Annotated in this window: 10 protein-coding genes; 3 read left to right on the forward strand and 7 right to left on the reverse strand. The window is 61.4% G+C overall.

All coding sequences use genetic code 11. From position 1 onward, the window contains the following. Positions 1 to 144: 144 nt before the first annotated feature. Positions 145 to 453, reverse strand: coding sequence for a hypothetical protein (locus tag V6943_RS17195; protein ID WP_131651625.1), 309 nt, complete (start codon positions 451 to 453; stop codon positions 145 to 147). Positions 454 to 756: 303 nt separating this feature from the next. Here V6943_RS17195 and V6943_RS17200 point away from each other — a divergent pair, with 303 nt between their 5' ends. Then, positions 757 to 1,083, forward strand: a complete 327-nt coding sequence (locus V6943_RS17200) for a hypothetical protein (RefSeq protein WP_131651624.1) — start codon at positions 757 to 759, stop codon at positions 1,081 to 1,083. A gap of 31 nt (positions 1,084 to 1,114) precedes the next feature. Here V6943_RS17200 and V6943_RS17205 read toward each other — a convergent pair whose 3' ends face one another. The 4 genes from V6943_RS17205 to nirB form a co-directional block, all read right to left on the reverse strand. Further along, on the reverse strand, positions 1,115 to 2,836 hold the full coding sequence (locus V6943_RS17205) for a bifunctional protein-serine/threonine kinase/phosphatase (RefSeq protein ID WP_340554840.1): 1,722 nt from the start codon (positions 2,834 to 2,836) through the stop codon (positions 1,115 to 1,117). A 44-nt stretch (positions 2,837 to 2,880) separates the two neighbouring features. After that, entirely contained in the window at positions 2,881 to 3,696 is an 816-nt protein-coding gene (locus tag V6943_RS17210) for a formate/nitrite transporter family protein (RefSeq protein WP_340554841.1), read from the reverse strand. Between the two features lie 79 nt (positions 3,697 to 3,775). Then, on the reverse strand, positions 3,776 to 4,153 hold the full coding sequence (gene nirD / locus V6943_RS17215) for a nitrite reductase small subunit NirD (protein ID WP_181104282.1): 378 nt from the start codon (positions 4,151 to 4,153) through the stop codon (positions 3,776 to 3,778). After that, entirely contained in the window at positions 4,153 to 6,711 is a 2,559-nt protein-coding gene (gene nirB / locus V6943_RS17220) for a nitrite reductase large subunit NirB (protein WP_340554842.1), read from the reverse strand. Before nirB ends, nirD begins: the two co-directional genes overlap by 1 nt. A 623-nt stretch (positions 6,712 to 7,334) precedes the next feature. Between nirB and V6943_RS17225 the strand changes: the two genes are divergently transcribed. Together V6943_RS17225 and V6943_RS17230 are read left to right on the forward strand one after the other, a co-directional pair. Beyond that, positions 7,335 to 8,159, forward strand: a complete 825-nt coding sequence (locus V6943_RS17225; protein ID WP_340555019.1) for an aldo/keto reductase — start codon at positions 7,335 to 7,337, stop codon at positions 8,157 to 8,159. A gap of 177 nt (positions 8,160 to 8,336) precedes the next feature. Continuing rightward, positions 8,337 to 9,683 (forward strand): esterase-like activity of phytase family protein, encoded by a 1,347-nt coding sequence (locus tag V6943_RS17230; protein WP_340554843.1) that lies wholly within the window; start codon positions 8,337 to 8,339, stop codon positions 9,681 to 9,683. A 197-nt stretch (positions 9,684 to 9,880) separates the two neighbouring features. Here V6943_RS17230 and V6943_RS17235 read toward each other — a convergent pair whose 3' ends face one another. Both V6943_RS17235 and V6943_RS17240 read right to left on the reverse strand, forming a co-directional pair. After that, positions 9,881 to 10,915: an NADP-dependent oxidoreductase gene (locus tag V6943_RS17235; protein ID WP_340554844.1), complete on the reverse strand. Its 1,035-nt coding sequence runs from the start codon at positions 10,913 to 10,915 to the stop codon at positions 9,881 to 9,883. Positions 10,916 to 11,211: 296 nt separating this feature from the next. Beyond that, positions 11,212 to 11,574, reverse strand: coding sequence for a hypothetical protein (locus tag V6943_RS17240; RefSeq protein WP_340554845.1), 363 nt, complete (start codon positions 11,572 to 11,574; stop codon positions 11,212 to 11,214). Between the last annotated feature and the right edge of the window lie 219 nt (positions 11,575 to 11,793).

The following is an 11,793-nucleotide window of genomic DNA, read 5'->3' on the forward strand; positions in this document are numbered from 1 at the left end:
CCCCCTGTAGGGCTGCAGACTGGACTGACAGCGGGACGCCTTGAGGGTTCATTAAATTTCATCATTTCATGCAGTGCTGGGCGCGACCCGGCATGACGTTCGGCTCTGGCTTTAACCAAGCGGCGGGAAGGAGGCTGAACACCGTTATAGCCGCTCGACCGGATGCGCCTGGATCAACACCTGCTCCTGACGGAAGCGGGTTTCCAGCGAAGTTCGGTAGTCGCTCCACCAGGAGCGATTGAGTTCGGGCGCCAGCACTTCGTAAATGATCAGGTCGTCGCGCACGGCCGCGTTGTCATCCTCAAGCCACAATCCGTTGACTGGCGCGCGGGTGTGAGCGGTCAGGCCGCCGAACTGCTGCATGAGTTCGTCGCGCACCTCGGCGAACAGTGATTTAGGCAAGGCTTGCCCGTCATTGTCGTAAAGCGGGAGCAGTAGTTGGATCAGGTGCATGGGGCAGGTTCCAATGCGTAAGGGGATTTATCGTGTGCCGCCGGGACGGGATCGGGCCTCGCCGCCATTAGTGAGCGGAACGGACAAGCAGCCAGGCGCAAATCCAGCACTGTTCATCATCTGGCAGCCCATCGTGCGCGGACGTTCCGGCCAGGAGCCGAGCGGCAGTCGTCCTTAGAGGTTTGATGGCCTGGAATCGCCGTCAAATACCTACCAGCGGCGCTGCGGTCTGATAGGCGGAGACGAATTCACCGACGCAGCCGGACTCCAAGCTAGACAAAATTCGTTGGAGGAGCCTGAAAAATGGAATCGTCTAACCCCTCGGTAACCGCCTTGCAACAGGCTCAGGACATCACATCGCGCTGGTCGGACGGGGAGTTGGGGGCCGAAGAAGCGCAGCAAGCCCTCAAGGCCGTATTCGATAATTGGCAACCCGGCGTCCCTACGACCGAGGCCGAGCACGTTACGGAGGCGGCGCTGTCGGGCGCGCGGATCGCTTTTCAGGATTGGTTGCAGCGCGGCGAAAACTGCGAGGAGCTGGTCACCCAATTGCGCTGGATTCTCGACCCGTCGAAAGACGGTGTCACCGATCCTCAGCTCAACGTCTACGCGCCGCAGCGCTCCGAGTGAGGCATCGCAACGGGCCGAAAGTTTGCAGACCTCAACGCACCATCAGCACGACCACCGTAATGGCCAGCACTAGCGAAACGCTTTTCCAGAACAGCACCGGGTTGCGCTCCATCAGCGGCGGCCTGGCTTTGTTGAGAAAGGCCTGGTTGGGCTGGCGCAACTCGAACACGAACTCGGACAAGTCCTCGTAGCGCTTGTAAGGGTCAGGGTGCACTGCCTTGCGCAGTACATCATCGATCCACGCCGGTACCTCGCGGTCATGCTCGCGAATCGGGCTGTAGCTGAGCTTGTTCTGCGCCGCGCGGGTGCGACAGCGGGCGACCGCAGCGCCGTAGGGCAAATTGCCGGTGAGCATCTGATAAGTAATGACTGCCAGCGAAAACATATCCGAGCGGGGAGTGCCACTTTCGCCGAGGAAGTATTCCGGCGCGGTGTATTGAGCGGTGCCGAGCAGATCGCCGCGTCCGATGGGCGAAGCGATCTCCATGATGCCGGCGACACGGGTCGAGCCGAAGTCGATGATTTTCACCGTGCCGGTGGCGTCGATCATGATGTTCTCCGGCCGCAGGTCCTGATGCAGCATCTCCAGTCGGTGAAACGCGCGTAGCCCTTTGGCGATCTGCTCGACGATACCGCGAACCGTTTCCAGGTCCGGCCTGGGGTGGTCGATCATCCACTGGGTCAGCGTCTGGCCTTCGACGAACTCGGTCACGCTATAGAGAAAGTTGCGCTTGCGGGTCTGCAGGCATGGCTTGGCCACGTGGGCGCTCTCGATGCGCCGCGCGACCCATTCTTCGGTAAGAAAGCGTTCGAGGTATTGCACGTCCCGCTGCAGGTCGATCGATGGCGTCTTTATGATCACCGGCGTTTGGTTGTCGTCGTCGGTCGCCAGGTAAACATGACTGCGGCTACTGGCGTGCACTTCGCGAACGATGGTGTAGCCGTCGAACCGGGCTCGCGCCTCCAGGATGGGCGGGAAGGGCAGTTCAGTGAGTTGCAGGTAGAGTTCGTCCGCCGCCCTGATCGGCAGCTCGTCGATACGCAGTATCTGTACCGTGAGGTTGTCGTCGCTGCCCTGTTGCAACGCCTGGGCGACGATTTCCCGCGCAGCTGCATCAAGATCGTCCGGATTATCTGCGATGGCCTGAAGCATCGACGACGCGCTGACGAATTCGTAGACGCCATCGGTTGCCAGAATAAAGGTGTCGCCCACCTCGACCTGCTCGGCGCGGTAGTCCAGTTCCAGCTGTGAATGAATGCCCAACGCCCGGCTTAGGTAGCTTTTGTCTTCCGTGACCCACATCCGATGATCGTTGGTCAGCTGTTCCAGCGCATTGCCCTGGACGCGATAGATGCGTGAGTCGCCGGCATGGAAAAGGTGCGCGGTGGTCGACTTGATGACCATCGCGCTGAAAGTGCAGACGTAGCCGCGGTCCTTGTCGTAACGGTACTGGCTCTGCTGGCTTTGCGCATGCAGCCAGGAGTTGGTCGCCGCCAATACGCGTTGCGCCGAGGTCTTTACCGTCCAGGCGTCGGAGGTGCAGAAATAGTCGGCAAAGAATCCGGTAACCGCCGATTCGCTGGCGATATGGCTGACGGCGCTGCTGCTGATGCCATCGGCGAGCGCGATGGCAATGCCCTTGCTGCTCAGTTGCGGTTCTTTGGGAATATAGACGCCGTGGAAATCCTGATTGCTTTCCTTGCGGCCCTTGTCGGTGTGTTGGCCCACCGAAACCTTGAGTTGGCTGTTCATGGCATGTAGCAAACCCCGGTCGCTCCGGGGTTTGCCGTCATCTATCAGCGCACCAATGCGCGTTTGGCGCCCGTCTTGACGTGAGTGGTGTAAAGCGTCAGACCAGTGAAGGCCAGACCGCCGACCAGATTGCCCAGCGCCGTGGGGATCTCGTTCCAAAGCATGTAATCCATGATCGAGAAGTCGCCGCCCATGATCATGGCGGAGGGGAACAGAAACATGTTCACCACCGAGTGCTCAAAGCCCATGAAGAAGAACAGCATGATGGGCATCCACATGGCGATGGCCTTGCCGCCTACGGTCGTGGAAATTATTGCCCCGACCACACCCATCGAGACCATCCAATTGCACAGCATCCCGCGCAGAAAGATGGTGAACCAGCCGGCTGCACCGAATTCGGCGTACCCCAATGTGCGTGCTTCACCGATGGTGGAGATTTTTTCTCCGATCGGACCCGGATCGGTGGAGAACCCGGTAGTGAACATAAAGGCCATCATGAACGCGACCAGCAGCGCCCCGGCAAAGTTACCGACGAACACCAGCCCCCAGTTGCGCAGCACACCGTTAACCGTCACGCCCGGACGCTTGTCCAACAGGGCCAATGGAGCCAGGACGAAGACGCCGGTGAGCAGATCGAAGCCCATCAGATAGAGCATGATGAAACCGACTGGAAACAGCATGGCGCCCACCAGCGGCGAGCCGGTTTGTACCGTGACGGTCACGGCGAACACGGCGGCCAGCGCCAGGATCGCACCGGCCATAAATGCTCGGATCAAGGTGTCCCGCGTGGACATAAAGATTTTCGACTCACCGGAGTCGACCATCTTGGTAACGAATTCCGAAGGAACGAGATAGGACATTTCTGATTCTCTGGTTGTGTTGGCAAAGCAGGTCTTGGCCTGCCGTTGGCGTATCGCTACTCGTTGTGTCGCGCCGCAGTTAGGCTGCGGCTATTTCCACTGCATCGCCATTTAGGCGTACTGGCCATACTCGCAATTGTTGTTCCGGATACTCCAGGCAGCTGCCGTCGGCCAGGCGGAAGTGCTGCTTGTACAGCGGCGATGCGATGACTAGGTCGCCCTTGAGCTGGCCCAGAATCCCCCGACCGATGACATTGGCGCCCGATTTCGGGTCCTTGTTGGCGATGGCGAAAACCTGCTCGCCGGTCTCCGTTTCAGGCACGTGAAACAGCGCCACCTGTTCGCCGTCCAGCCAGGCGACCACGCCTGAATTGGCGACCAGATCGCGGCGGCTGCACAGCGCCCGCCAGCTGGCGGATTCACTCGGTTGCATGCGTACAGCGTTGGGCTGGCTCATCAGAGCATCTCCTCGGTTACGGGAATCAGGTGGAGTTCGGACGCGTGCACCGGACGGCGCTGGCCACGTTCCTTGACGAAATGGATGTCCGGGTCGCCGCGCTGGTCGTTGACGAAGGTGCGGAAGCGCTTGAGCTTCTCAGGATCGTTGATGGCGTTGGCCCATTCGCATTCGTAGCGATCGACCACCAGCTGCATCTGCGCTTCCAGCTCGGCGGCGAGATTCAGGCTGTCGTCGATGATGACTTCCTTGAGGTAGTCGAGGCCGCCTTCGAGCGACTCGCGCCAGACCGAGGTGCGCTGCAGCTTGTCCGCGGTGCGGATGTAGAACATCAGGAAGCGGTCGATGTAGCGAACCAGGGTTTCGTCATCGAGGTCGGTGGCGAACAGCTCGGCGTGACGCGGACGCATGCCGCCGTTGCCCGCGACATACAGGTTCCAGCCGTTTTCGGTAGCGATCACGCCGATGTCCTTGCTCTGCGCCTCGGCGCATTCGCGGGTGCAGCCGGAGACGCCGAACTTGATCTTGTGCGGCGAACGCAGGCCCTTGTAGCGATCTTCCAGGCGCAGCGCCATGCCGACGCTGTCCTGCACGCCGTAGCGGCACCAGGTGCTGCCGACGCAGGACTTCACCGTGCGCAGCGACTTGCCGTAGGCGTGACCGGTTTCGAAGCCAGCCTCGATCAGCTCGCTCCAGATATCCGGCAGCTCGTGCAGCTGAGCGCCGAATAGGTCGATGCGCTGGCCTCCGGTGATCTTGGTGTAGAGGTCGTATTTCTTGGCGACCGCGCCAAGGGCGATCAGCTTGTCCGGGGTGATTTCACCACCGGCGATGCGCGGCACTACCGAGTAGGTGCCGTTCTTCTGCATGTTCGCCATGAAGGTGTCGTTGGTGTCTTGCAGCGGGATCATCCCTGGATCGGTGATCGGCTGATTCCAGCAGGACGCGAGAATCGAGCCCACCGCCGGCTTGCAGATATCGCAACCGGTGTGGCCGCGGCCGTGCTTGGCCAGTAGTTCGTTGAAACTGATGATGCCCTCGACGCGGACGATGCCGTACAGCTCCTGACGGGTGTGAGCAAAGTGCTCGCACAGACTCTTGTCGACTTCGACGCCGCGGGCGGTCAGCTCATGTTCAAAGACCTGCTTGAGCAGCGCGCTGCAACCCCCGCAGCCAGTGCCGGCCTTGGTCGCAGCCTTCAGTTCGCCGAGGTCGGTGATGCCGGCGTCGACCTGGCAGCACACCGCGCCTTTGTCGACGTTGTGGCAGGAGCAAATAGTGGCGGTATCGGGCAGGGCTTCGGCACCCAGGGTCGGTGCGCCGTCGGACAGCGGCAGGATCAGGCTGGACGGGTCGGCCGGCGGCTTGATGCCGTTCTGCGCGTATTGCAGCAGGGTGTCGTAGTAGCTGTTGTCGCCGATCAGCACGGCCCCGATGACGCGCTTGCCGTCTTCGGACAGTACCAGGCGGCGGTAGCTGGCGTTGGCTTCGTCGATGAAACGGTAGCTCTTGGCGCCCGGCGTGGCGGCATGCGCATCGCCGATGGAGCCTACATCGACGCCGAGCAGCTTGAGCTTGGTCGACATGTCCGCACCGCTGAACGGCTGGTGCGGTTCGCCAGTGAGCAGGGCGGCGACGTTACGCGCCATGGTGTAGCCCGGCGCAACCAGGCCGAAGACCATGCCGTTCCAGGAGGCGCATTCGCCGATGGCGAAGATCGACGGGTCGCTGGTGCGGTAGTCGGCATCGATCACGATGCCGCCGCGTGGTGCGATGTCCAGCTCCGCGCTACGGGCCAGTGCATCCTGCGGGCGGATGCCGGCGGAGAAAACGATCAGATCGGCTTCTAGAAAGTCGCCATCGTTGAAGTTCATCCGGTAGGCATATTCCTCGCCGATGACGATCTCCTGCGTGGCGCGCGACAGGTGCACGCCGACGCCCAGCGACTCGATGCGTGCCTTGAGCGCCTTGCCGCCTTCTTCATCCAGCTGAACCGGCATCAGGCGCGGGGCAAATTCGACCACGTATGCTTCGAGGCCGAGGGATTTGAGCGCATTGGCAGCTTCCAGACCGAGCAGGCCGCCTCCGACGACGACGCCACGCTTGGCATTGCTGGCCGCGGTGCGGATGGCGTCGAGGTCATCCAGGGTGCGGTAGACCAGACGCGAATTGCCCTCGGCACCCGGAATCGGCGGTACGAAGGGGTAGGAACCGGTCGCCAGGATCAGTTTGTCGTAGGCCTGCCGGCCTTCGGTGGTGACCACTTCCTTGCGCTGCCTGTCGATCTCCAACACCTGCACGCCGAGGTGAACATGCACGCCATGGATGACGTAGTAATTGGCGTCGCACATCGCCAGGGAGTCGGCATCGCGGCCGCCGAAGTATTCGGACAGATGCACCCGGTCATAGGCTCTCTGACGCTCCTCGCCGTACACATGCAGCTGGTACTGGCCCAGAGCACCGCGCTCGATCAGCTGCTCGACGCAGTGATGACCCACCATGCCGTTGCCGATGACGACCAGCGTTTCACTCTTGATCGGGGTGACGATTGCGTTCATGACCGGTTCCTCCGTCGAAGCCGTTTGCGGCGTCGTCGTACAAAAACAAAAAAGGCGCCTGGAGCTGAGGGGCAGCTCCAGGCGCCTTTGCCTGGTATTCATGGATTTTGGTTAGATGAGGTCCGAGCCGCGTTGCTCGGTTCACCCGTCCCGTGCCGCTTGCGGCTGATGATCTACGTTGACCTGCGGGACGCTCCGCCGAATCGATCGGCAGGCTTTGTATGTGGCATAGCAGGTTGCGTGCCAGCGACGGGTGAGATGTCAGGGCGGAGAGAGCCGCTGCCAGGTGTTGGTGGGCTGAAGCCCACCCTACAAGCCTTCCAATGCCGTAGGGTGGGCTTCAGCCCACCAATAGCGCTAACGGCAGACACGACAGGCTCCGCTCGTCAGTGCGCGACATTGACCCACAAGAGTGCGGTACTCGCTCGACGGTCCCTTTTTTGGGGCGATACGCAGAACATTGTCATTGGCACCGAGCTAACCTTCGGAGCCGAACCTTGCCTCGCGGGTTCGGTCAGTACATCCACTTACAAGGCCTGGCATCTTCACCGTTGCCTTATGCCTCTTTCACCAATCGCGGAGATCACTTGAACAAGGTCGTCGAACAACCTTTGCTGCTGGGCATGATGCGTCTGATGCAATACCCAGAGTTGGCGCAGCCGCAGGCACTGCTGAGCTTTTTGGATCGCTGTGTCGAGCGTGGCGTGAGCGCTTTCGACCACGCTGACATCTATGGCGCTGGAGAATGCGAGACGCATTTTGGCGCCGCGCTGAAACTGCAGCCGGCGCTGCGTCAGCAGATTCAATTGATCGGTAAGGCTGACATCGTGCCAGCTTCGCAAGATCGCTCTCGCTGGCAGGTCAAGCATTACAACACCCAAGCGGCGTACCTTACCGAGGCGGTCGACGGGTCTCTGAAGCGGCTCGGCGTGGAGCGCCTGGACGGCTTCCTGCTGCATCGGCCGGACCCTTTGCTGCAGGTCGATGAGGTTGCCCGGGCGCTGAACGACCTGGTCGGCAGCGGCAAGGTTGGTTGGCTCGGCGTATCCAATGCCGAGTTGCTGCACTGCCAAACGCTGGCGCGCGAACTGCCCCTGCGCTGCAACCAGATCGAGTTGTCGCTGCAAGCCCAGGAGACCGTATGGGACGGGCGCCTGCATGCCATGGAAAGTGAGGGCCTGCATGTGCTGGCATGGTCACCGTTGGCAGGTGGCCGTTTCAGCCCGGCGCTACAACAGGCGCTTGAAGAGGTCGGCGCGGCATCGGGCGCTACTGCCAATCAGGTCGCGCTGGCCTGGTTGCGCAAGCTGCCCGGCAAGCCAGTGCCCATCCTCGGCAGCCTGCGTTGGGATCGAATCGAGGAAGCCCTGGAGGGCGCCGAGCTGCGGCTGGATACTCAGGCCTGGTTCTATCTCGCTCAGGCGGCACGTGGACATGAGGTGGCCTGAGACGCCAGCTTGAGACCGAGTTGCATCGTGCAACTGAGTGGTCTAGCGTCAGCTTGCCGACGCTGCGTCAGCTTTAGCCATATTCCTGACACAGTCGCTTCCTAAGGTTGTTCTCCGATGCCAGAGCGTCGTGCATGTCGCGCGGCGCTGGCTCCGACCGGATGGAGACACTGACTCATGCGAATCCCGAAGCCGCTGGTCGTGGCGCTTGCCGCTGCGATCTCCGCCCCTGCGATGGCCGCCAGCAACACCCTGGTAGGCTGGGCGATGATGCCCGCCGACACCTTTTCCGACGGTCCGACATCGGGTCAGATGGCCAGCGCCAACCCTTACGGCACCTTTGCGCCACCGTATGAGAATCGCCAGCCGGTGCAAGGCTTTTCCGCAGTGCTGCCGGGCGCGGATGAAAACAGCTTCATATTCATGACCGACAACGGCTTCGGTGGGCAGACGAACTCCGCCGACACGCTGTTGCGGCTCTACAGCGTGCGGCCCGATTTCCGTACCGCCAACGGCGGCAGCGGCAAAGTCAGTGCGAGCGACTATCTCAGCGGTGCGCCACTGGCTCGCTTCACCCACACGTCGCGCCTCACGCTTAACGACATCAACCAGAAGCTTGAGCTGCCGATCCAGGCCGATTACCGCTTTTATTACAACGACGGCTCCAAGCCACGCGTCGACAGTGCAATCGATTTCGGCCGCCTGTTGACGGGCGCTGACCTGGACATCGAATCGGTGCGCCGAGACAAGAATTGCGCGATGTGGTTTGGCGACGAGTTCGGGCCATACCTGATCAAGACCGATGCGTCGGGCACCGTCACTCGCAGCGCCATCTCACTGCCCGGTGTCTACGCGCCGCAGCATGCCGATGTGGTGGCGGGGCGAGCAACCGCCAACCTGGGCGGGACCGGCGGTTTCGAAGGCATGGCGATCAACCCTCGCGGGGACCGGTTGTACGCGCTGCTGGAAAAGGCTGTCAGCGGTGATGCGGCCGGTACCTTGCGTATCAACGAGTTCGACATCGATCAGGAGCGCTACACCGGTAAGGTGTTCTTCTACCGCCTGCAGGAACCCGAACACGCCATCGGTGACATGACTGCGATCGATGAGACGCGATTCCTGATCATCGAGCGCAACAACGCAACCGCCACCAACGGCGCTCCGTTCAAGAAAATCTACCTGATCGAAACCCGCGGTGTCGCCAGTGGCGGGGAAGTGCGCAAGACCGAAGTCGTCGATCTCATGCAACTGGCCGATCCCGATGACCTGAACGGCGACGGGCAACGGACATTCACCTTTCCCTACGTGACCATTGAAAGCGTGTTGCCGCTGGATTCGCGCACCTTGCTGGTGACCAACGACAACAACTTCCCGGGCGGCGGCGGGCGAGCCCTGGCGGCGGACGTGACCGAGTTTCTGAAGATCCGCCTGGCTAATCCGATTCCTGGCGTCCGTCCGCCGCACCAGCAGCAGGCCAGAGATGCTCGCCGTTGCGATGTGTCGGCTGGGCTGAGCCAGGGCTGATTTGGTTTGAGGCGTAGGCGAGGGCTTACCTGAAGACCAAGCAGCGCTCAACAACAACTGTCCGGCGCTCACCGAGGCAGGGCGGGCTTTTAGCCCACCAGGGAAAGCGCCGCGGCAGCAATGCCAGTTGGCAATGTCCAACGCGTAGGGTGGGCTTTAGCCCACCAAAATAAAGCGCTGCGGCAGCGGCAGGCTACTCAGGCATCGCCCACCTGCACCACCAGCTTGCCGAAGTTCTTGCCTTCAAGCAGCCCGATGAATGCCTCGGGTGCGTTTTCCAACCCTTGCACAATCTGCTCGCGGTACTTGATCTTGCCCTCGGCATACCAGGCGCTCATGTCTCGGGCGAACTCGTCATAGCGATGGCCATAGTCGTTGAAGATGATGAAACCCTGCATGCGCATACGCTTTTTCAGGATGGTATCGAGTAGCAACGGCAGACGGTCCGGCCCGTCCGGCAGGTCGGTGCTGTTGTACTGCGCGACTACGCCGCACACCGGCACTCGCGCGCTGGTGTTGAGCAGCGGTAACACCGCATCGAATACCTTGCCACCCACGTTCTCGAAATAAATGTCGATGCCGTCAGGGCATCGCTCGGCCAATTGCTGGGTGAAATCGTCGGCGCGATGATCGATGCACGCGTCGAAACCGAGCGTCTGCACGGCGTGACGGCATTTATCGGGACCGCCGGCAACGCCCACCACACGACAGCCTCTCAGCTTGCCGATCTGGCCAACCGTGGCGCCGACTGGCCCGGTGGCGGCCGCCACCACCAGCGTTTCTCCGGGTTTCGGCTGGCCGATGTCGAGCAGCCCCATGTAAGCGGTAAAGCCCGGCATGCCGAGCACGCCCAAGGCATGGGAGGGGTGCTGCATTTCGCGACCGAGCTTGAGCAACCCTTCGCCGCCCGACAGGGCATAGTCCTGCCAGCCGTTGCTGCTGAGCACCCAGTCATCTTCCTGATAATCAGGGTGACGGGACTCGACGACCCGGCAGACCGTACCACCGACCATGACATCGCCCACTTCCATCGGTGGTGCGTAGGACGGCCCGGCGCTCATTCGGCCGCGCATGTAAGGGTCCAGCGAGAGATAGACGGTGCGCAACAACAGCTGACCGTCTTCGGGGCTCGGCACCGGGCTGGTTTCCAAGCTGAAGTTGTCCGGCGTGGGTGCGCCGCTAGGGCGTGAGGCGAGGCGAATGCTGCGGTTGTGTTGCGATTGCTGGGGCATCGCGGTCTCCGATGGATCGTCAGGGCAGTTCAAGGTGGGAGCGTGTGGGGCGCGTGATGTTCCATCGATACGGAGAACAGCAGCGGGTGTACGTAGAGGGCGAGGGGGATCAAGAGACCCAAAATAGAGCCGCCCCATCGAGGGGGCGGCTACATCGCCGATAAAGCGCTACGCAACGACGTCAGACGTCGAGCCAACCTTCATCGCGGAAGCTGTTGAACTCGTCTTGATTCAAGTCGCCGCTATTCGATTTCTCCCGGTGTCGCGGATTTGTGGTTTCGGCTGCGCGAGTAGGGTCAACGAAGCGAAGCGCCTTCGGGCTTGCACACCAGCAAGGCGATTGGTCCACCAGCGGAATATTTGCCTGGCACGCGCATGACCGCTTGCTCGTTAGGGCTGATCGAAACCACCGGGGTCGCCGTCATCACGGTTTCTTCAGGCAAGGCGTGAAACTGGCACGAGGCTATTTCCTGGCTGCGATTGGTCACCTTGATGGCCGGGACGCCCTTCAGATCGACCTTGCTCGAGGACGCTTCCGGCACACCAAGTTCTTCCAGTTCGAGGTCCATGCCGTTCAAGCGTGTGGTTACCAAGGGCTCTTGCCCGAGGGCAGGGAGCGCGAACGCCAGACTGACCAAGGTCAATAAAGATCTTTTCATTCTGCTTCTCCGTCTTGGCTATCTATTTATGTGAACAGGGCTGACGCGTTGAGTTCGGGTCGCGTATGGGACGTCTGCGCGGAGTCCGTGTTGGCTGCGTCGAACGAGGCGTAACGTGATGGCGGCTTTGTGTACCCGAGTCCAGCGTGAGGGTTAGCCGGCCCGTTGCGTCTGTTGCTCAACAGGCCAGGCGTACGGCTGAAAGCGTTTGGCCACATT

The sequence above is a fragment of the Pseudomonas sp. CBC3 genome, from assembly GCF_037967085.1.
In the GTDB taxonomy this organism is placed as follows: domain Bacteria; phylum Pseudomonadota; class Gammaproteobacteria; order Pseudomonadales; family Pseudomonadaceae; genus Stutzerimonas.